This window comes from Trichocoleus sp. DQ-A1 (assembly GCF_039961955.1).
In the GTDB taxonomy this organism is placed as follows: Bacteria; Cyanobacteriota; Cyanobacteriia; order Cyanobacteriales; family FACHB-T130; genus FACHB-T130.
On sequence record NZ_JAMPKE010000003.1, the window covers coordinates 230826 to 252024 of the forward strand.

General features: G+C 47.4%; 20 protein-coding genes. 10 read left to right on the forward strand and 10 right to left on the reverse strand.

From position 1 onward, the window contains the following. Positions 1-166: 166 nt before the first annotated feature. Positions 167-2350 carry a PAS domain S-box protein gene (locus tag NDI33_RS05345; protein WP_190677021.1) on the reverse strand — a complete coding sequence of 728 codons (2184 nt, stop codon included), beginning with the start codon at positions 2348-2350 and terminating at the stop codon, positions 167-169. Between the two features lie 748 nt (positions 2351-3098). Between NDI33_RS05345 and NDI33_RS05350 the strand changes: the two genes are divergently transcribed. From NDI33_RS05350 to NDI33_RS05360, 3 genes are all read left to right on the forward strand, one after another. Continuing rightward, positions 3099-3821, forward strand: coding sequence for a response regulator transcription factor (locus NDI33_RS05350; protein WP_190413611.1), 723 nt, complete (start codon positions 3099-3101; stop codon positions 3819-3821). Positions 3822-4168: 347 nt separating this feature from the next. Beyond that, positions 4169-5917, forward strand: a complete 1749-nt coding sequence (locus tag NDI33_RS05355; RefSeq protein WP_190427441.1) for a SpoIIE family protein phosphatase — start codon at positions 4169-4171, stop codon at positions 5915-5917. A 4-nt stretch (positions 5918-5921) separates the two neighbouring features. Further along, positions 5922-6350, forward strand: a complete 429-nt coding sequence (locus NDI33_RS05360) for an anti-sigma regulatory factor (RefSeq protein ID WP_190413607.1) — start codon at positions 5922-5924, stop codon at positions 6348-6350. A 320-nt stretch (positions 6351-6670) separates the two neighbouring features. Here the strand turns inward: NDI33_RS05360 and NDI33_RS05365 are convergent, their stop codons facing one another. Further along, positions 6671-7105 (reverse strand): ketosteroid isomerase family protein, encoded by a 435-nt coding sequence (locus NDI33_RS05365; RefSeq protein WP_190677023.1) that lies wholly within the window; start codon positions 7103-7105, stop codon positions 6671-6673. 167 nt (positions 7106-7272) lie between these two features. On the opposite strand from NDI33_RS05365, the gene queG reads away from it, so the two are divergent. Together queG and NDI33_RS05375 are read left to right on the forward strand one after the other, a co-directional pair. After that, on the forward strand, positions 7273-8286 hold the full coding sequence (queG, locus tag NDI33_RS05370) for a tRNA epoxyqueuosine(34) reductase QueG (protein WP_190677025.1): 1014 nt from the start codon (positions 7273-7275) through the stop codon (positions 8284-8286). 67 nt (positions 8287-8353) lie between these two features. Then, positions 8354-9004, forward strand: a complete 651-nt coding sequence (locus NDI33_RS05375; RefSeq protein WP_190413601.1) for an HAD-IA family hydrolase — start codon at positions 8354-8356, stop codon at positions 9002-9004. A 72-nt stretch (positions 9005-9076) separates the two neighbouring features. Here NDI33_RS05375 and NDI33_RS05380 read toward each other — a convergent pair whose 3' ends face one another. The 3 genes from NDI33_RS05380 to gyrA form a co-directional block, all read right to left on the reverse strand. Next, positions 9077-9718, reverse strand: coding sequence for a restriction endonuclease subunit R (locus NDI33_RS05380; RefSeq protein ID WP_190677027.1), 642 nt, complete (start codon positions 9716-9718; stop codon positions 9077-9079). 176 nt (positions 9719-9894) lie between these two features. Next, the gene (locus tag NDI33_RS05385) at positions 9895-11226 is read right to left on the reverse strand and encodes an ATP-binding cassette domain-containing protein (RefSeq protein ID WP_190677029.1); all 1332 of its coding nucleotides are present in this window, start codon (positions 11224-11226) and stop codon (positions 9895-9897) included. A gap of 162 nt (positions 11227-11388) precedes the next feature. Then, positions 11389-13920 carry a DNA topoisomerase (ATP-hydrolyzing) subunit A gene (gene gyrA, locus NDI33_RS05390; protein WP_190677031.1) on the reverse strand — a complete coding sequence of 844 codons (2532 nt, stop codon included), beginning with the start codon at positions 13918-13920 and terminating at the stop codon, positions 11389-11391. 165 nt (positions 13921-14085) lie between these two features. Here gyrA and NDI33_RS05395 point away from each other — a divergent pair, with 165 nt between their 5' ends. Continuing rightward, positions 14086-14481, forward strand: a complete 396-nt coding sequence (locus NDI33_RS05395; protein ID WP_190413592.1) for a response regulator — start codon at positions 14086-14088, stop codon at positions 14479-14481. Positions 14482-15057: 576 nt separating this feature from the next. After that, positions 15058-15456: a response regulator gene (locus NDI33_RS05400; RefSeq protein WP_190413779.1), complete on the forward strand. Its 399-nt coding sequence runs from the start codon at positions 15058-15060 to the stop codon at positions 15454-15456. 362 nt (positions 15457-15818) lie between these two features. On the opposite strand, the gene NDI33_RS05405 is transcribed toward NDI33_RS05400, so the two are convergent. After that, the gene (locus NDI33_RS05405; RefSeq protein ID WP_190677033.1) at positions 15819-16166 is read right to left on the reverse strand and encodes a hypothetical protein; all 348 of its coding nucleotides are present in this window, start codon (positions 16164-16166) and stop codon (positions 15819-15821) included. Positions 16167-16379: 213 nt separating this feature from the next. Between NDI33_RS05405 and NDI33_RS05410 the strand changes: the two genes are divergently transcribed. Continuing rightward, on the forward strand, positions 16380-17309 hold the full coding sequence (locus tag NDI33_RS05410; protein WP_190677035.1) for a DMT family transporter: 930 nt from the start codon (positions 16380-16382) through the stop codon (positions 17307-17309). Between the two features lie 221 nt (positions 17310-17530). Here the strand turns inward: NDI33_RS05410 and NDI33_RS05415 are convergent, their stop codons facing one another. After that, on the reverse strand, positions 17531-17713 hold the full coding sequence (locus NDI33_RS05415) for a hypothetical protein (protein ID WP_190413584.1): 183 nt from the start codon (positions 17711-17713) through the stop codon (positions 17531-17533). Between the two features lie 142 nt (positions 17714-17855). Next, positions 17856-18770, reverse strand: a complete 915-nt coding sequence (locus NDI33_RS05420) for a LysR family transcriptional regulator (RefSeq protein ID WP_190438908.1) — start codon at positions 18768-18770, stop codon at positions 17856-17858. Positions 18771-19170: 400 nt separating this feature from the next. Between NDI33_RS05420 and NDI33_RS05425 the strand changes: the two genes are divergently transcribed. After that, positions 19171-19473 (forward strand): hypothetical protein, encoded by a 303-nt coding sequence (locus NDI33_RS05425; protein WP_190677037.1) that lies wholly within the window; start codon positions 19171-19173, stop codon positions 19471-19473. 196 nt (positions 19474-19669) lie between these two features. Here NDI33_RS05425 and NDI33_RS05430 read toward each other — a convergent pair whose 3' ends face one another. Then, complete coding sequence (locus tag NDI33_RS05430; protein WP_190677039.1) at positions 19670-19876, reverse strand: hypothetical protein; 207 nt, start codon at positions 19874-19876, stop codon at positions 19670-19672. A 33-nt stretch (positions 19877-19909) separates the two neighbouring features. Then, entirely contained in the window at positions 19910-20572 is a 663-nt protein-coding gene (locus tag NDI33_RS05435; protein ID WP_190677041.1) for a class I SAM-dependent methyltransferase, read from the reverse strand. Positions 20573-20658: 86 nt separating this feature from the next. Here NDI33_RS05435 and NDI33_RS05440 point away from each other — a divergent pair, with 86 nt between their 5' ends. Further along, on the forward strand, positions 20659-21066 hold the full coding sequence (locus NDI33_RS05440; RefSeq protein ID WP_190525017.1) for a hypothetical protein: 408 nt from the start codon (positions 20659-20661) through the stop codon (positions 21064-21066). Positions 21067-21199: the final 133 nt, after the last annotated feature.

The window sequence follows — 21199 nt, forward strand, 5'->3', positions numbered from 1 at the left end:
ACGCCTAAGCAAGGATGGTTTTGTTTATCGCAGTTCTCTCTTGAGTGCAAGAAGGAACCTCACCCCCAGCCCCTCGACCTTCACGGAGAGGGGAGAAGATTGAACGCCTCTGGGATGTTTAGACGCGCTTTCAACCGCCAGCTTAAGACGGGTGCCTGAGATGAGTTTAGGTACTCAGAACCGATTTCGACCAGGTAAAGCGAAAGGTTGCTCCTTTGCCTGCTTGAGATTCTACCCAGATGGTTCCTCCTTGGGTTTCAACAATTTTTTTGACCAGGGTTAGACCGATGCCCGTGTTTTCGACGATATCGCGAGCTTGTAAAGTCTCAAAGATGGCAAAAACCTTCTCGTGATATTCGGGGGCAATTCCTGGCCCGTTATCTGCCACGGCAAACTCATAAAAGTTACTTTGGTCTTGAACAGATATTGTCACTTGTCCCTCTGTTTGGGGGTTGTGTTTAATCGCGTTGCTAATCAGATTGGCAAACACCTGTTGTAGGGGCAAGCGTTCGGTGCGTAGGGTAGGCATTCCAGGGTTTACGGCGATGGTAAAAGCCGGTGGCGGTGCGAGGGTGTCAATGACCTCTGCGAGAAGTTTTTCCACATCCACCAATTCCACAGACGCCTTTATACGCCCAACGCGGGAATATTGAAGGACGCCATTGATCAGCGCTTCCATGCGATGAACGCGCGATCGCATTAAGTCCAGATTGTGCCTAGTTTCTTCAGTCAGTTGGTCGGAGATGTCTTCTTCAATCCAAGTGGAGAGATTAGCGATCGCTCTCAGCGGTGCTTTGAGGTCGTGGGAGACAATATAGGCAAACTGATCGAGTTCTTGGTTGCGTTTCTCTAAAGCAATATTGGTTTGGGCAAGGATGGCGCTTAAGCGGGCTAATTCCCCTGCACGCGATCGCAAATCTTCTTCTGCTTGTTTGCGTTCGGTGATGTCGCTGTTGATTTCCAGGGTCGCTAAGGGTTCGCCCTCATCGTCTGTCTGCAATGTCCATCGGCTAGAAACGCGAATCTGCGTACCATCGCGCTTAGTGTCGAGCAGTTCGCCTTTCCAATACCCGTCGTGAAGAAACATTTCGTCGATTTCTTCGATATTGGGGGGAAATTCGGTTCTCAAGAGTTCGTGGGCGTATTGACCGAGGGCTTCTTTCTTTGTCCAACCGTACAGCCGTTCTGCCCCCAGATTCCAATAAGTAATCCGATCGTCGCGATCGCGCACCAAAATCGCGTCATTTGCCAGATCCAGCAATGTCGCTTGTTTTCGCAGCATTTCCTCAGCTTGCTGGCGATCCGTAATGTCCCGCATAATCCCAATCAGCAAGCGCTGATTGTAAGAATGTATCTCGCTAAACGCTAACTCCATTGGGAACGTGGTGCCATTCTTGCGGCGTCCTACCGTTTCTTGCAGTTGCCGCATTTTGACTGGGTTGTTGCCCACAAAGTGGTTGAGCGCCTGGATGCTATCACCGCTGAAGGGCTGCGCCACCAAGAGTTTCAGGTTTTTGCCAATCGCTTCGGCGGGTTCGTACCCAAACATTAAGGTAGCAGCTTGATTAAAAGACTCAATATGACCTTGATCGTTGATAGTGATAATCCCATCTACCACATTGTCTAAAATGGCACGGATGCGAATGTTACTTTCACGCAAACCCGTTTGTTGTCCTGCCAGTTCCCGGTCGAGCTGATCGAACAGATACACCGCTGCTAGCGATCCCAGAAGACCGAGTGTTGCTGTGGCGCTGAGTACGCCAATGGTAATTCGCTGCTGATGCTTTAAGTCTCGGCTGCGCTGGTCAAGCAAACGAGCTTCCTCGGCGGAGAACAGGGCAATTTGCCGACGAATGGCATCCATCGTGGTTTTGGCTTGAGGCTCCAATCGGAAACTGCCAGCATTTCCCTGCTTGACGACTTTTATCCGAGCCACATTCTGGTTCATTATGCTGACTTTTTGCCGTACCAGCTTTTGAAGCTGCTGGACTCGTTGCAGCTGTTGCGGCTTATCTTTGACGGAATTATCCAGTTCTTGGAGGAATTGAGGAATGCTTGCGATCGCTGCGTTATAAGGTTCCAGATATTCCGGGCGGTAAGTTAAGGCATAACCCCGAACCCCTGTTTCGGCATCCACTATCGCTGTGAGCAAGCGATTGGCTTGTAATAGCACCTTCTGCGTTTTGTCAACATAATTTTGCGCCGTTGCAGTACTGCGTTGCAGCCCAGCAAATACCACCACCGACGTTAAAAGACACATGATCGGGATGGCGATGATCAGGGCACCTCGCCGACGCACGGGAAGATCGGACCAAAGAAGGTGTAGGTATTGAGTTCCAGAAGGAGCCATTGCAAGCTTTGACTTTTAGCTTAAGCTTTTAGCTTAACTAACTTGGGTGCTGTCCCAGTGAAAGTGTAGATGGTGGCTGATAACGAGTGAGTGGCTACTGATGAAGAAAGCGATCGCCCAACTTGCCAAGTCCAAAGCCGACACAATCCGGTTCTGTAACAGGTACAGTCCTGGGATCGGGGTGTAACTGAACGAGCTATCTATGCTCGCTGCTTCGGCTCTAGACGGTTTGGCAAAGAGATTCCTTTAAAGAATTCTCCAGCCCGGATGATTCTCATGCTGCCAACCCGGTATACTCATACCAGCGGTAGTTGAACTCTGGGCTGCTCGTGCTGCCATTGGCAAGTAAAAATCTGAGATTCTGCTGTCTGCCACGTCTGGTGATGTTGAGCAAGGCATTTTCCCAGTTCAGCCACCTGACTCAACCAAAAAAAACCGCATTGTGCGCTCCAGCAGAAAGGTAAAATCCAGATGGTTAGTGGTTTGTTGCAGTTATCGATCGTACACTCGTACTAAAATTGACCAATTGCCAAACTGTCCCCTTTAAAAGACTGCCGCGCTCAAGCTTTGGTTTATGGTTAGGTTTGCCATGTCCCCGCCAGTAAAAATATCACCTCAAACAGATGAGGAGGGTATAAATTACTAATACTAGAACACGCAAAGAATGGCAGTAGATTGACGACTGCAAACTCTTTAGGAAATCTTTATTTTTAGAAAGTCCATAGAATTGCAAAGTGTGGAAGAGAAGATGAGTCAAATTCGCGTCGCTTTAATTGAAGACCACGACCTGACTAGGGTCGGCATCCGGACAGCGCTGCAACAGCGCGGGGAAATTGAATTTGTAGGTGAAGCCGCCAATGCCACTGAAGGTCTGAAATTACTGGAAACGACCAAGCCAGATGTGGCGATTGTCGATATTGGCCTGCCCGATATGGACGGAATTGAATTGACGAGGACGTTTAGGGAATGGCAGGTGGCTTCGGAGGATGGGGGTCATACCAAGATACTGGTGTTGACTTTACAAGATGACGAAGAAGCGGTATTAGCGGCATTTGCAGCAGGTGCAGATTCCTACTGCATGAAAAACATTAGTTTTGATAAGTTGCTCGAAGCGCTGCAAGTGACGCACGAAGGCAACGGCTGGATCGACCCAGCGATCGCCCGGATTGTCTTGCAGCAAACTCGATCTAGTCAGACAGGATTGGATCAAGCAGCCATATCCAAAACGGTGATTATCAATGCCACCGAACCGGAATACAGCCAGCTAATTGAAGCTTATCCGCTGACGGAACGGGAATTAGAAGTTTTGCAGCTGATTGTTGAAGGGTGCAGCAATGCCGCGATCGCGGAAAAGCTCTACATCACTGTCGGAACTGTCAAAACCCACGTCCGGAATATTTTGAACAAGCTGTGTGCCGATGACCGCACCCAAGCGGCGGTGCGTGCTCTACGCTCTGGCTTAGTCGGATAAATACCTTTGCTTGTGGAGGATCGGGCGCTCGGTATGAGTTGACTTCTGCTTGGCTTGACATCGGTGAACCCTCTGTAGCTGCCACAACCTGGCAGCTATGCTCGCCTCTATATCCTGGCAGCGGTATTTAACCCGTAGTCAGTTGGTCGAGTAACAAACCTTAGTCAATGGGCGTCTCAGAATGCCCTCAAAGCTGTTATTCTATCGAATCATCAATCAGCAGCATCACGAGAAATAAAAGCGAGAACCGGATTTTGCTCCGGTTGGCGATATGCAGGCAAGGGATGAGGAGTGAAAATCCCCTCAAGCTGTCGATGATCTAATTAAGCGGGAAGCGGAGTGTGCCGATGAGTCAGGCAGAAGGGAGCAAACTCAAACTGATGGTGGTTGATGACGAGCATGACAACCTAGATTTACTTTATCGGACATTTCGGCGAGATTTTCGCGTCTTCAAAGCCGACAGTGCCTTCAGCGCCATTCAAGTTTTGGACACGGAAGGGGAAATGGCTGTGATTATTTCTGACCAGCGCATGCCCCAAATGAATGGAACCGAATTTTTAAGTAAAACAGTTGAGCGCTTTCCCGACACCATCCGGATTCTCCTAACCGGCTACACGGATGTCGAAGATTTAGTCGATGCGATTAACTCCGGTCAGGTGTTCAAGTACATCACCAAACCCTGGAACCCGGAGAACTTAAAAGCAGTGGTTCAACAAGCCGCGGAAACTTACCGCGTGCTGAAGCAAAGGACGAACGAACTGCGCCGCGCCTTGCGCCGAGAAGAACTCTTGAATGCGGTGACAACGGCAATTCGGGAGTCGCTAGATTACCAGAGTATGCTGCAAACCGTTGCCAATACCATTGGGCAAGCTTTTGAGGCGAGTTATTGCGTTCTGCGACCCGTAGAGAGCGATCGCTTGACCAGCGAAATTTTTTTCTATCCAACTCCAAATGAGCCGAGCGAGGATACAGAACCCCCAGTACCGGAACACGACTCAGACTCCTTACTCCAAGCAGCCCTGGAAAGTCGTAAGATCCAACTTGCCCAAGGCGAACAAGAGGGAAGGCGTTCCACTCAGTTAGGAGTGCCGCTGATCTTCCAGCAGCAGGTGTTAGCGGTTCTCTGCCTCTATCAAGAAAATAGCGATCGCCTCTGGGCACCCGACGAAGTTCAGCTGATAGAAGGCGTCGCGGAACAAGCCGCTTTGGCGCTTTCTCAGGCGAAACTCTACCAGCGCACGCAGCAGCAAGCTCAGCAAATGCGTGCCGAACTAGAAGTCGCTCGTCAAATTCAAAATAACCTCCTCCGCCAAAGTTGGCCTGAAGTAGAAGGGATGCAGGTGCAAGCCTGCTGCGTCGCCGCTAGAGAAGTGGGGGGTGATTTTTTTGAAGTGTATGTCCATCCCCAAGGCGATGTTTGGCTGGCAGTGGGAGATGTCTCTGGGAAAGGCGTCCCCGCGGCTCTATTTATGGCAAGTGCAATTTCTATTCTGCGCCGGGAACTCGCTCAGGAAATTTCTCCGGAGCCAGATGTCGTCATGCGGAATCTTAACAGCATTATGTCCAACGATCTCGTCAGCACCAACTGCTTTATCACGATGGTGCTGGCTCGTTATACCCCAGCCACTCAAGAGCTGGTATATGCCAACGCCGGTCACATCTATCCCTTAGTCTGGTCTAATCGGGAAGTCGTGCAACAAAGAGCGGCACCTACTTCAGACTCGGCGCTGGAACCAAATTTTCTCAAGACTCGCGGCATCCCTTTGGGAATTTTACCCATCTGGAAAGCTAAGCAGGGGCAACTGACCTTAAATTCAGGTGAAATTCTGCTACTGACGAGTGACGGGATTACCGAGGCGACTGTCACCCAAGAAAGTAGCCTTCGACATACTGCTTCGGAGATCGCGCCGACGGCAGAAGTTACCACTGGCAGCTTTGAAGGTACGAGTAGTATGCTGACACAAGATGGGCTTTGGAAACTTGTATGCCTTGAGCCAGTACCTTTCGATTTGAATAACTTACTCGCGCGGATTCGAGAACACACCAATAACGTTCAGGAAGACGACCAAACTATACTCTCTCTGGAGGTTCTTTAAGTACATGAAAACGGAGCTGCACATACCAAGTGATTTGAAGTTTTTAACAATTGTTGAAAGCTGGCTACTGGGATGTTTGGAAGTCGAACTGACCGACTCGGTGGATTGGCCTCGTCAATCGAATCGCTTGCGATTGGCTTTGGTGGAAGCATACTCGAATGTGGTGCGTCATGCTCATAAGGAGCAACCAAATTTGCCCGTGCTAATTCGCCTAGAACTAAAAAATCGGGATATTGCTCTCGAAATTTGGGATCACGGTCAGGGATTTGACTTATCAACTTATCTCCCGCCTACCCCGAATGATAAACAGGAAAGCGGTTATGGGTGGCTGATTATGAATAGGTTAATGGATCGAGTAGAGTATCGCTTACAAGTAAACGGTCGTAACTGTTTGAAGTTAGAAGCGAGTTTGCCAGAAGCGACAAAAGCATAGCATCGTGGGATTGATGGTTTTTTATGCCATCAGGGTGCCCAAAAAATAGACATAATTAGGAACCAAACAGAGCTTTTAACCGGGTATTTTCTGACCTCATGAGCTGGATAGCCTGAGGTTTTTTAATAGGAACCAGCACATCGATCTAGGCGAGCCGGGTCAATGGAGTGGCATCGCCTCTTTTTGTTAAAAAAAGTAAAGCGAATAGCGATCGTTTTACAGGAAATTTATAAGTTTCACAAAGAAGAGTTGACTTATAAAATGACTCGATCCCAGGCTAAACCTGGGATCGAGGTAAAAATCCTTATCTAAGCGCGTAATCAACGGCGTAAGTTCAGTAACTCTTGGGGAGATGCTAATAGTTTGATCCGGGTAAAAATAATTTGACGCTGTGGATTGAGGATAAATATCCAGGAGACATTGACGCCAAAAACGAGAGTTTGTACCTTACCACCAACCTGAATCTGCGTGTTGCCGTCTTCTAGGGTTTCGGAAATTCCTTCACGGGGGGAGAGAGTCATGCCCTTGGCTTCTGCTTGCAGGTAAGATGCGATCGCATCATGTCCCACAATCGGCGACTCAAATGGGGGATTCATTTCCCCATCCTCTGCAAACAAAGCAGCAGTTGCTTCAAAGTCTCCTGCATTCATCGTTTCAAAATAGCGCAGCACGACAGGCTCTGTTATTCCGGCAATTGTCAGCTCAGTGGTAAATTCAGATTCCGAAGTTAAAACTAGATCGTCAGCTGGTGTCATGGCATTTCCTACAAACCACACCGATCAGTATTAAACAAAACAGCAGGTTCGCACCTGCGCTTCTGGAGGGATTGTTCAGAACTTTCCTGCTTTTGCATCTGTGTTGCTGCGGTTTCAACCGCTAGGTGCAAAACCGAAATCCGAGAAACTATAATGATTCGAGTCAGATGCGATCGCCATCAAACCTTGTGAAAGTACCCATCAGTAGTCGCGAAGTGAAGCAAAAAGCCTTGGAGTTGGGATTCCACAAGGCAGGAATCGCGGCTGTAGATGGGGCAGAAGTGGAAGTACAGCCGTTGCAGGCATGGCTGGCACAAGGCTATCAGGCGGACATGGAATGGATGGCGAATCCTAAGCGGCAAGATATCCATCGAGTCATGCCAGAAGTGCGATCGCTAATTTGTGTGGCCCTCAACTATTACACGCCTCACCAGCGTCCCGAAGGTAAGGAATACGCCAAAATCTCCCGCTATGGCTGGGGAAGGGATTATCACAAGATCCTGCATAAAAAGCTGAAAGCACTCACCACTTGGCTGCAAGAGCAGGGAGAAGGCATCTCTGCGCGTTACTATGCTGATACTGGCCCCGTGCAAGATAAAGTTTGGGCACAGCAAGCTGGAATTGGTTGGATTGCCAAGAATGGAAATGTCATTACGCGCGAGTATGGTTCTTGGGTATTTTTAGGGGAAGTATTGACCAACCTCGACTTAACGCCTGACTTGCCCCATACTGAACACTGTGGCACTTGCACTCGTTGTATCGATGCTTGTCCCACGGGTGCAATTACCCAGCCCTTTGTCATAGACGCTAATCGGTGCATCGCTTACCACACAATTGAGAATCGGGCTGAAAAGTTACCAGACGCGCTAAGCGAAGCGAAACCGTTAGCGAAGCAGGACGGAGTGGCAGCGATCGCATCTCCTCTGCAAGGCTGGGTTGCTGGTTGCGATATCTGCCAGGATGTTTGCCCTTGGAATCAGCGTTTTGCTCAGCCTACGGATGTTGCCGATTTTCAGCCGTATTCTGAAAATGTAGCTCCCCTTCTAAGCGAATTAGCGGAAATTTCCGATGAAGAGTGGGATCGTCGGTTTCCCGCCTCAGCGCTGCGGCGGATCAAACCAGAGATGTTGCGGCGCAATGCTAGGGCAAATTTGGAAGCAAAAGCACCACTCGACGTATGACATAGCGCCAGCAAGTAGGCACTACACAAGACAAAATTCAGCCCAAGTTGAGATAACACCCAAAACAATGACCGTAAAAGTCATAATTTTTGATTTCGATGGCACAATTGCTGATAGCCTTGATGCCGTCGTGAATATTACTAATCGTTTAGCCGTAGAATTCGGGCATCAGCCAGTCAGTCTAGAAGATATCGAAAAGATTAAAAATTTAAGTTCTAGCCAAATTATTAAATTTTCTGGGGTTTCTATCTTTAAGTTACCCTTTCTACTTAGGAAAGTTAGAACAAGATTACATAATCAGGTTCAAGATTTAAAACCTTTTCCAGGGATTAAAGAAACTTTTACAGAGTTAAAAAATCTGGGGTACCGATTAGGGATTATAACATCTAATTCCAAGGAAAATGTTTCGATTTTTTTGAAACAGAATGATTTTATAGACTTATTTGATTTTATTTATTCAGCCCCAACGATTTTTGGAAAACACAAAGTAATTAATAGTTTTTCTAAAAAACAAGATATGCAAATTAATGAGATGGTTTATGTTGGAGATGAAACAAGAGATATCGAAGCGGCAAGAAAAAGCCGGATAAAAGTAATTTCAGTTAGTTGGGGTTTTAATTCAAAAGAAGTTTTAGCCAAACATCACCCAGATTTTTTGATTGACAAACCTAGCGAACTATTAGAAGTGATAGGAAGTTTACAAAAACAGCCAGTGTAAAGATGGAAGCCGCTTTCTAAAGTTAATTGAAAGAATACGCGAGCGTGCTGCCATAGCTCAGATAACTACTGACTAGCCTATGACTTTACAGATAGCTTTGAGAACTTGTAGTAATTGGGTTAAACGCTCAGAATCAATCAAGTTTAACTCTGGCATTAGCAGATAAGTCGGGGGATTTCCCCGCTGAATATACACTAATTGATATCGCAGCCCGTTTGTCGTTAGTCCCCAAACGGATGTTTGATGTTCTAAACTTTTATGGGCATAGGTAAGGAGTTGAGGAAGACCCGTGAAAGCTTCAACCTGACTGTTTTTAGCTTCAATGACCAAAACCCAAAAAGACCCGTTAGCTGTTGTCTGGTGAGTTTTCTTGACGGCTAAAATATCCAACCGTCCTGTAATGATGGTGTCTTCATCTGTGATATTGATATCTGCGATACCCTCTTCCAAGCTAATGTGGATAGGGTAGCGGTAAAAGCCAGCTAATCGCAGTAACGGAGCAACGGTAAGAAGCTTTACCTGTCCTTCCAGCACTTTTCCTGCTGTTAAATAGTGGCGAAAGTCATCCCAAATTTGTAATAGTTCTTGCTGTTCAAACTCTGTTAGAGGTTCTAAAGATAACAACGGTGTGAAAGAACCATTGTACTGCTCCTGAAAGTTTAAAAGACGATGAACATCATCTAGAGATAAATTGCGGGCGTTGAGAGTTGTCATGGGGTTATGTGAATTTTGGATTTTGGATTGAATGAGTTCGGTTGTTAGGGGTAAAAATTATTTTCTGAGTTTATGCCTATAGCGGGGGAAGATGCTCTTTTGGTAAGTGGTAGATGAGCGAATAGTACCCAACAGCTTATTGCCGAAAAAAGTCTTGCTAAATCGCAAAAATCCAACTAACGCGAGAGAATTGCGATGCCAGTCTGTGGATCGAAGAAATGAATTTTCTCTGGCATCAGCGATAACCACAAGCGATCGCCAATTCGCACCGCTTTGTCTGGAGGAATGCGTACCTGTAAGGGATATGCGATCGCTGACTCTAGGAGAGTGGCAGATAAATAAGTTTCGTTGCCTAGTGCTTCCACCAAATCTACTCGCACTTGGAGATTTTTGGGGGCGGGAACGCCAACGATCAAGTGTTCGGGACGGATGCCTAAAGTCAGGGATTGCCCATCGTATTTTTGCAGTGCTGACGCCCAAACATCGGGGAGAGTGAGCCGAAATTGAGAATGGGTAATGAGGAGAGGTGCTTTCACTTGCACCGGCAAAAAGTTCATCGGCGGCGAACCAATGAATTCTGCCACGAAGCGGTTGGCTGGCTGGTTGTAAAGTTCCAACGGTGCAGCGATTTGCTGGATTTTTCCGTGATTCATCACCGCGATGCGATCGCCCATCGTCATCGCTTCCGTTTGGTCGTGAGTAACGTAAATGGTTGTTGTGCCAAGCTGTCGCTGCAACTTAACAATTTGGGCGCGAGTTTCTGCCCGAAGTTTGGCATCTAAGTTTGAAAGTGGTTCATCCATCAAAAATACTTGAGGATTGCGCGCGATCGCTCGTCCCAATGCGACTCGCTGCTTTTGCCCTCCTGATAGTTGTTTTGGCAACCTGTTTAGGAGCGGCTCAATTTGCAACAATTGAGCAACCGTCCGCACCTGCTCGTTAATCGCTTTCTCGCGTTCGGGTATGTAGCGAAGATGCTTGGGAAGCGATCGCGTCATTTCCACCAACAGATTTTCCGCCCAGATGGGCATCTTAGAAGTAGGGGCGGGGTCCCCCTGCCCATCCTGAGGACTCTCCCCCGCGCCTCTGCGCCCCGTGCGCCGCAACCCAAAGGCAATATTGTCATACACCGTCATGTGGGGATAGAGGGCATAGTTTTGAAACACCATTGCGATGTCGCGTTCCTTTGGCGGCAAATCGTTCACGAGAGTGTCTCCCACTCGGATATTGCCCCCCGTTAATTCTTCCAGTCCCGCAATCAGCCGCAACAGCGTACTTTTGCCACAGCCAGAAGGGCCTACCAACACCATAAACTCGCCATCTTGCACCGTCAGGTTAATCCGTCGCAAGACATTTGTTGCTCCAGAGGGAGACGAAGGTTTGTCATCTACAACCAGCGATCCCTCATCGACTGGCGTCAGCAGAGGTTCAGGCGCGATCGCTGCGACGACTTCCCCTTGACGACCGGAAAAGCTTTTGTAAACGTTTTCTATAACAACTTGTGCCACGGCTATTAATACCCACTACTGAATCTATTTTCAATCACTTACTCGCAGCACAGAACTCTTAGGAAAATCGGAGAACCAAAGCAGTAGGGAATCTTGTGGCGGAAAAGAATTAATGGCTTTGAGTTCGGGATTCATCGTTCTCAATAAATCCCGAACGCCGAACTACGAACAAAGGACGACAGTAATAATTTTTTCGTCCGGGTTTAATTCGAGGATGCGATCGCCTGTTCCATCTTTCCCTCGCAACTGCACTGAATTTACTGGCATTCGCACGACTCGCTGGGCGCTGGTCAGAAGGACGATCTGAGACTTTGCTGGAGCCGCGACCATCGCTGCCAAAGCATCTGTTTTGCTGGTAAAATGCAGTGCCTGAGTGCCAAGGTCGCCAAGATTTGCCAGTCGGATTGTACTCATCGGCAGGCGTTTGGCATACCCCAACTGGGAAACGATTAAAATATTCTCATCATCCCCCAGCGTTAAGGCTCCTACCAGTTGCTCGGAACGCCGCAGCCGCATTGCCTGCACCCCCATCGTCGTGCGTCCCATCAAGGGTAGATGATCGTCGTTGACTTGAAGCCGCAGCAAACGTCCGCCCCCAGTCGCCAAAACGAGCTGTTCGCCGGTTTTAGCCAGATTGACGTACTTTAACCGATCGTCTTCTTTCAGTTTCATGAGCGTGATGCCGCGACTGGTAAGGTTAGCCAGTTCTACCAGGGGCAGGCGCTTGATTCTCCCCTGTTCGCTAAGCAAAATTAGGTCGGCACTTTGCGGATTTTCAGGCAGAAAAAAGTTGGAGACAATCGTTTCTGCCGCAGTTTGAGCTGAGTTGGACAGCAAGCCGATTAGCGGCGTTCCCCGCGATTGCTTCCCGGTTGGCGGAATCTCACCCACCTTGACGGGGTAAGCTTTGCCGCCGCTGCTGAGTACGACTAACTCGGCTTGGGTGCTAGTTACCTGAGTTTTGACTACAAAATCATCTGGACGACTGCTGCTATCGCCTTTTCCAGACGCGGATTTATTTCCATTTTTAGGGATGCGCCGGACATATCCGCGCTGGGTAAACTCCAGAACTGCCTCTTCTTCCAAGTGTTCAGGAGTTAGGAGTGCGGCTTGAGTAGATTTGGCCTCTGACTTGTGACTTTTGTCTTTTGAGTCGGGTTTTTTCTCTGTTGGCTGAGTCTTTAATTCTTTCGCTTCCGTCAGGATCTTGCTACGGCGCGGATCGGTGAATTTGCGTTTGAGCGATCGCAAATCTTTTTTCAAGGCTTTCAGGAGTTCGCGGCGATCGCTTAGCAACAGTTGCAACAAATGAATTCTCTCTGACAACTCGTTAAACTCACCTTGTAAGTTTTGCCGTTCCAAGCCAGTGAGGCGTCGCAAGGGCATTGATAAAATAGCATCCGCCTGAACTTCACTGATATTCAAGCGTTCTTGTAGCCTTAACTTGGCGGTGCTACCATCGGCAGCATTCCGGAGAATTTCAATCACCGCATCCAACTCGGTTAAAGATGCCAGCAACCCTTCGACAACGTGAATGCGTCTTTCTGCCTCGCCCAATTCGTAGGTATACTGCCGAGTCAGCGTCTGTTCTCGGAACTTGAGAAACTCCTCCAACATCTGGCGCAATGTTAGCTGACGCGGTTGTCCATCTACCAACGCCAACAGAATCGCGCCAAAATTCGTACACAGCGCTGTTTGTCTATAGAGGTGATCGAGAACCTGGTGAGGATTGGTGTCGCGTTTCAGTTCAACCACCACGCGCATTCCTTCGCGATCGCTTTCATCCCGCAGATCCGCAATGCCTTCGATTCGACCCTGATTGACCAGTTCCGCTACCTTCTCAATCCAACCCGCCTTATTCACCTGGAAAGGCAATTCCGTCACCACAATTGCCGCCCGCTTGTGCCGTCCCCGAGTTGCCGCGATTTCCTCAATCTGGGCGACTCCCCGCACGGTGATGCTACCGCGACCCGTGTTGTAAGCTTCCCGAATTCCCTCTGTCCCGACAATTTCGCCCCCCGTCGGGAAATCTGGCCCCGGAACTAGCTTCCATAGCTTCCCGTCTGGGAGATCGGGTTGATCGATTAGGGCAATTAAACCATCCACGACCTCACCCAAGTTGTGCGGCGGCACATTCGTTGCCATGCCGACGGCAATTCCGGCGCACCCGTTGAGTAATAACACCGGCAGCTGAGCTGGCAGTACGGTTGGTTCTTGTTGGGAATTGTCAAAGTTGCCGATGAAGTCAACTGTGGCTTCGCCAATTTCACTCAGAAGCGCTTCATGACTAATTGCAGCCAGTCGCGTTTCCGTGTAACGCATCGCCGCAGGTGGGTCATTATCCACCGAGCCAAAGTTACCATGACCGCCGAGGAGGGGATAGCGGCTGGAAAATTCTTGCACCAGACGCACTAAGGCGTCATAAACCGCCTGGTCGCCATGTGGGTGATATTTGCCCAAAACATCCCCAACCACCCTCGCACACTTGCGGTAGGGGCGGTCTGGCGTCAGTCCGAGTTCGTGCATGGCATACAAAATCCGCCGATGCACCGGCTTTAAACCGTCGCGGACATCGGGTAATGCACGCCCGACGATCACACTCATGGCATATTCAAGGTAAGACCGTTGCATCTCCGCGTGTAAAGGCGTGGGGATGATCTGTCCGGTTGCCAAAAGGTTCAGTTGTTTCGCCATGAGTTTTATTCCCTAGTTCCTGAAAACGTAAAATTTTTTTGCATCTTGAGGTTGATGACCGATCGCGTCACAAATGGCAACGTGACAAAGAACCTTTCACAGTAGTATGGAACCGCAGCTATGACCACGACTCTTCCAAAGAGCGCCATTGAAAGGAAAAACTCGATGAAAACCGTTTTGATTGTAGAAGACGATCCGATTAATGCTCGGGTTTTTTCTAAGATTCTGAGCAAGCGGGGCGGTTTGGCAGTTAAGCATACCGAAAACGTGGAAGAGGTGATGCAAATTGCCCAATCCGGTGAGGCTGACATTATTTTGATGGATGTTTCCCTGGCCCATAGTGTTTACCAGGGTAAGTCTGTTGATGGCATAAAAATCACGCAGATGTTGAAGGCTGACCCGCAAACTGCTAGTTTGCCTATTATCCTGGTTACGGCTCATGCGATGGAGGGCGATCGGGAAAATTTCCTCAAACAGAGTGGTGCCGATGCCTATATTTCTAAACCAGTTGTCGATCATCAACTGTTTGTGGATCAAATTAAGGCATTGTTGCCACAATAATACTTTTATGTTCCAGGGGTAGGGCGGGCATTGACCGCCCTGAGTTGTAAAATTCAATGTCTTCCATTTGGAGTGTGAAGGCACTCTGGTGGCTTTTTACCTTTCAGCCTTTGCCCTCTTCTGTTGCCACCAGTTTAGTACATTTGTATTATTTAAGGAATCCTGGTGGGTGGTTTCTTTACTTCGCGTGACTCGCATCCCCCGACAACTCTGGCAAACTGACATGAGGGGCGTGGCATTAATCCCACAAACTGGGATTTAAACGGTTGCGGACGTTGGGTAAGGCACGTCCGGCGATCGCGCTCATGGCATATTTAATGGCGTATTCAAAATATGATGGTTGCATCTTTGCGTGTAATCCTGTAGGGACAAACCGTCCGGTCGAAGGTCGGTTCAGTTTTTTTTATCATAAGTTTTATTTCCTATTTATTAACAGCAATAAAAAATTTGCATCTTGCGATTGATGGCAAATTAAGCGATAAATTTTAAGGTGACAAAGAAATTTTCATAATCGTATTGAAACAAAAAACAATGACTACGACCCTAGAAAAAAACGCTGTTGAAGGGAAAAATTCGATGAAAACTGTTCTGATTGTAGAAGACGATCCGATTAATGTTCGGGTTTTCTCTAAAATCCTGACAAAGCGAGCCGGTTTGCAAGTGAAACATACTGAAAATGTAGAAGAAGTAATCCAAATTGCCCAAGCTAGGGAGGTTGACATTATTTTGATGGATGTTTCCTTAACAAACAGTTTTTACCAGGGTAAATCGGTTGATGGCATAAAAATCACCCAACTATTAAAAGCTAACCCGCAAACTGCCGCTCTACCGATTATTCTGGTGACAGCTAATGCGATGGAAGGCGATCGCGAAAATTTCCTCCAGCAAAGTGGTGCCGACGAATACATTTCTAAACCAGTTGTCGATCATCAACTGTTCGTGGAGCAAATCATGGCGCTGATACCACAAAAGTAGTTTTGATGCTGATAAGGTGGAGCAAGCTTCATGCAGGCGAGTTGCAAAGCTCTTGTTTCAAAACTATTTGTGACGGCTGTGCCCAAACTTCGGCTCGCAGGTCTTGTATTCAGTTAGGTAAAACCTAGTTTAGTACACTTGTATTTTTTCAGAAATAGTAGAGGCAGAAATAGTAGAGGGGGAGCATTTTTGCGGCTGCCCAATCGTGTCTCATGTTAGAGTGCGATCGCGTAACGTCTAGGCTTTCTTCGCTGTTTCCCCTTAATGCCTCAATGATGCGACCTTTATTGGCGCTGCCGCAAGCAGTTAGCGCGAATAATCCTGACTCGCGCCTACGTCTAGGTGCGATGATGCTGAATCAATTAAAGATTTTGACCCAATAAGGAGTCAAACTCCGCTTTTAATGCCTTTAGATCGGCAACTCTTGCGACTAACAAATTCTCTTTGCCAGCATCCTTAAGACGCTTATTCCAATATTGAATATTGTCAGAATTGTTCAGCCAAAAGTCTACCATTGTATGCAGAATCTCTTCTAAATTCCAGCCTCGTTTGGGTGGAACCGCTTCGACGGATTCCAGAAAAGCATCCAGCGTGCATTTAGGACTTCCTAAGTATTCGGCTCTGTTTGGATCTGTTTGAATAATTTCCTGTTGATGGTTAAAGAAATAAAGAATGGGAGATACCCCTAAAATTTCAAAGGTATAGTTCATCGCAGTCTCCTCAAAATTTTCTTTCTTGCTGAATCCTACCAATTGTTAAAGAATAGTATGGTTACATTGCTAACATCTTTGGCATCCGGCTTAAGTAAATTTATACAATGTTTGATAAGCGAGAAATATCCGCCAAAAGAAGTGTGCAGCCTGAACTGAGGAGTATGCCCTTCGGTAAAATTTACATCAGAATGACCGATTCAAAAAACAAGAATGATCTTTTTAACAAATTTTTTTAATTGGATTACAAATTTTAAAGGAGAACTGGCGGCACTCAGTGCCGCCTTTTTATGGGCGATCGCTTCGCTGGTTTACAGCCGCTTGGGACGGCAAATCCCACCCCTAGAACTGAATTTGTTTAAAGGGATAATTGCGATCGCGTTCCTTGTCCTCACCCTACTTTTGCAAGGACAGCTGCTACCTGAAATCAACCCGACTGCACTGACACTATTGCTACTAAGTGGCGTCCTTGGCATTGGATTGGGAGATACGGCTTATTTTGCAGCCATCAACTGCCTGGGTGCAAGGCGTACCTTGATATTAGAAACCCTAGCACCCCCCTTAACAGCCGTGTTAGCGCTAGTCTTTTTACAAGAACAACTGACGGCTGCTGCTTGGTGCGGAATTTTATTAACCATTCTGGGCGTCGTCTGGGTGGTGACGGAACGGGTGCCTAATTCCACCGCTGAAAGCAAGCATCTGACGATGCGGGGAATTAGTTGGGGTTTACTGGCAGCAGTAGCACAGGCAACAGGTGCCGTCCTCTCGCGGACAGCCCTCATCCAATCGAGTATCAGCCCCTTGTGGAGTACCTTGTTGCGCTTGGGGGCGGGGGTACTGGTGCTACTGCTGTGGAAGTTGCTGGGGCGGCGTCAAGCCAATGACTGGCTTAAACCGTTGCAGTCTTGGCGCATTGTGGGAGTCATTGCCATAACCGCTTTTTTCAGCACCTATCTCGGCATCTGGCTGCAACAAATTTCTCTGAAATTCGCCCCCGCAGGAATTGCCCAAACGCTAAGTTCTACTAGCCCGTTGTTTGTGTTACCCCTAGCGATTTGGATGGGCGATGTTGTCAGTTTTCGAGCTATCTTAGGTGTTTTAGTTGCCTTGGGTGGAGTGGCGGTGCTGTTTAGCCTTCGGTAGGGATTTGGTAGGGAAGTGCCTTGAACAGAAAATTGCGATCGCACTATTACACCAGTAGTTTTAGAAAGGGAGATTGCTTAATTAATAAAGTTTGAGGCTATGCTTAACCCCTAAAAACATAGCGCCTACTTCAGAAGTAGGCGCTCTCAGCTGAGGAATCTTTAACCCAGTTCTATCACTTTGTCAGAAGCCACAATAATTGGCGATCGGCAGTCGATAGACTAAATTGTTGTATTTTCCCGATCCATCTGGCGCTCAATCGTTTCGATCGCAGCGTTAAGTCCTGCCAATCTCGCCTCTAGATCGTTTCGCATCCATTTCAGGAACCGAAGTCTGCGTTCCTGATAATCTCTACCGGAAACTGGTTGAGATCCCCAACAGGTACTACCCCAAAACGGAAACATAGCGTTCATCCTTAATGTAAGTCTACTTTCATCTTGACCAAATTTTTTGGCAGTAAGGTGGCTGAGAGTGCAGTGATTACCGTATCTCCAACCAAAAAGAGCGCCCTTGTGATTTGCGATCGCGCTCTCTCCTGAACTTTAATTAAACCGCTGCTTTAGCCGCAAAGCGTCCTGTATTCCGGATAGCATCTAGAAATGCATAGACGGCTGGAGTATGAAGGGCATTTGCGAGAAGCGCTACCCCAATTACTCGCTCTAGAGGTGCTGGCAAGCTGCACACGCGCACCCCAGTGGGAACAGGTTCGGCAGCCAGACGAGGGAGAATTGCTGCCCCTAAACCCTGTTCCACCATGCTGACGATAGTTGAATCTTCTTTGATTTCATAAGCAATGTTGAGCGCGTATTCTGCGATTACCAAGTATTTGCGAATCCACTCATTGCAGGGAATGCCGGAACTAATAATCAAAGGATAAGTGGCTAACTGCTTCCAAGTGACTTTGGCACTACTTAAATTAGTTGTAGGCGGGAGTAGGAGAACGTAATCATCCCGCAAAATTTCCCAAGTTTCAAATTCATTACCAGCGGGTAAGTAGATAAACCCAATATCGGCATAACCGGCTCGCAATGCATCTCCTACACGCGAGTAATCATCACCATCAACGATGCTTACAGTGATATTCGGGAAGCAAGCGCGAAATCGAGCGATCGCTGTCGGGAGTATGTGAGTCGCCACACTCCGAAAACAGGCAACTCGCACGTTTCCACCCTGTAAGCCTTTTTCTAAATTGGCTTCCTTCTCCATTGCTTCCAAAAGCTGTAGCAATTTACGAGCATGAGCCGTAACCCGCTCTCCGACCGGGGTAAGACGCGCTCCATAACGTCCGCGAGCCAGCAAGACGACTCCCAATTCTTCTTCAAAACTTGCGATCGCATGACTGATTGCTGACTGCGATACCTCCAACTGCAAGGCGGCTTCGCTGAAGTTGCCGTAGTCTGCCACTGCGACTAAAGCACGAATCTGGGAAAGCTTCATCCGGCTTTTATTGATTTCATTCATGGCGGTTATGCAAGCGGTGTATGCATTGTCGCAAACGCAGTCAAATCATGTCTTCTTCTATATATGAATTTTATTCATACTACCTATACAAATATTGCTTTGTCTATCAAATAACCAAAAGTTACATTGAATTTGTCAGCGAATTTAGGTTGTGCAATCTAGATTTCTTGGTTGAATTAGTCGAGATTTTACAAGCTCCTCTCTAGTTCCACATCACCCATTCAGGTGATTCTACTGGAGGAAGTAAACTTCTAATCTTCAACTTTACTCTGTAATTAACCTTCATCAGTTGCGGCGGAATCAATATTGATAACTGCTGCAAGCAAATAAGTTTGTCTATCCTACTTTTTTTGCAGCACAATCTGAAATTTATTCTATCTTGAAGCGGGAGAAAATTATTATGGAAACTTCTGAGAATTGTTTTGAAAAAAAAAGGTTAGAAACTATTTACACCCAGAAGGAGCAGAAGCCTGTTCAGGAGACTAAAGTATTTTCTATTCTGAATAGTGTTTGGCAGCGTTTAGTTACATTCTTGACTCAAGAGCCAGAGATAAAAGTTTGGAAGAAGTCCGACCGCTTTGGAAACATCTGGTGGGAAGGCTACGATCCTTTGAGCGGTAGCTCTGCAACTTTTGGTTGTGAAGTTGATATGCTGGAATGGGTTGAAAGAAGGTACTACGGAAACAATAAGTCAATGTTTTAAAGAAAAGCAAAACATTGGAATCCGGGGACTTTTATCTTCTAGCTAGATTTTCTTGGTAAGCGCTTTTAAAGCGAAACAAAAAGAGTATCACACCAGGGAAATCTTCTCGACGTATTGCACAACCCCCAGCATTAGCTGGGGGTTTTTGATGGAAGCGATCGCTCCCTCTCACCCCAACTGAATTTATTTCTGGCGGTTATGAATCGTCTTCAATTCCCATCGTCAAATCGAGAGTTGCACGAGCAACAGCGGCGTGTTCTTCGGCAATATCGGGAGGAGGAGTGGTGATATTTTCGTTTTGACCTTCGACTAGCAACCTTGATTTATCGTCCTCTTCCGGTTTCAGAGTTGAGTTATCTAGATTAGCTTGCTCATTTTGGGGAGTCAGTTTCTCATCTGTCATAAGCGTTCTTTTTGCGAAGTATCTTCGATTTCCTTATCGCTTAACCGCTAAGGTCAATCCATCTGCTATGGGGACGAGACTGATAGAAACTCGTTCGTCGCGGTGCAATTTTTCGTTCAAAGCTCGGATATTCTGGGTACTATTATCCCGATCTTGAGGATCGGCAACTCGTCCACTCCACAAGACATTATCGATGGCAATTAAACCACCGGGACGCACCAGCTGGAGCGATCGCTCATAATACCCGTCATAATTACTCTTATCAGCATCGATGAACGCAAAATCAAACGTTTGTGCCTCCCCCTGTGCCAATAGCCGATCCAGCGTTTCCAGCGCCGGTGCGATTCGCAGATCGATCTTGTCCGCCACCCCAGCTTCTTGCCAATAGCGCCGCGCTACCGAGGTAAACTCTTCACTGACATCGCAAGCAATAATCTTGCCGTCTGGGGGAAGTGCCAAAGCCACGCACAAAGAACTGTAGCCAGTAAATACGCCCACTTCCAAGGTTTTCTTTGCCCCCATTAGCTGAACCAACAGCGCCATAAATTGCCCTTGTTCTGGGGAAATCTGCATCCTGGCGTAGGGATGATTTGCCGTTTCTTCCCGCAGACGGCGAAGAATCTCTGGTTCTCGCAAGGATGAAGAAAGTAGGTAATCGTAAAGCTGGTCATCTAACCCTAGGGCCTTTTTTGACATGATGGATTTAGAACTCGAAGAACGCACACAGCCTATCCTATCGTTCTGGTTGTGATACGTAGGAAATAGAGGAGAAGTTAAACGCCATGCTGCGAATTATTTTGACAGTGATTTTGCTGGGACTGCTGACAGCTTGCGGCATTGGTGTACCCGCACCAGGTGGTCAACTGGTACAGAAAGCGATCGCGCTTCAAGTCAGCCAAACCCAAAAGCAGCTAAGTCAGCAGTTATTCCAGCAACCCTCCAGCTTTGAAATCGCTCAAATACGAGTGACTCATGAAGAACCTTTGTTGATCCAAAAGTTACCCGCCTATCACATCCAAGGCACCTACAACTTTACTCTGCAACGTCCTAACCATCAGGTAACTCAACAACAAAACCACTTTGATATCTACTTGCAACGCCAAATCGAAGGTAAAACTTGGCGTTTAGCCATTCCTCAATCTACTAGCACAAACACTGAACCGACTTGGCGCACTTGGTTGATTCAATAAACTAATTTTTAACCTTCAATATTTAATAAATTTCTGTCTATCCGATCCCATCGTTTTCTGCGATCGCCAAAAAAAGGTATTCTTTCCTTTACGTCTTGACGGTTAAAAAATCTAACTGATGTGAAAGTTGCCA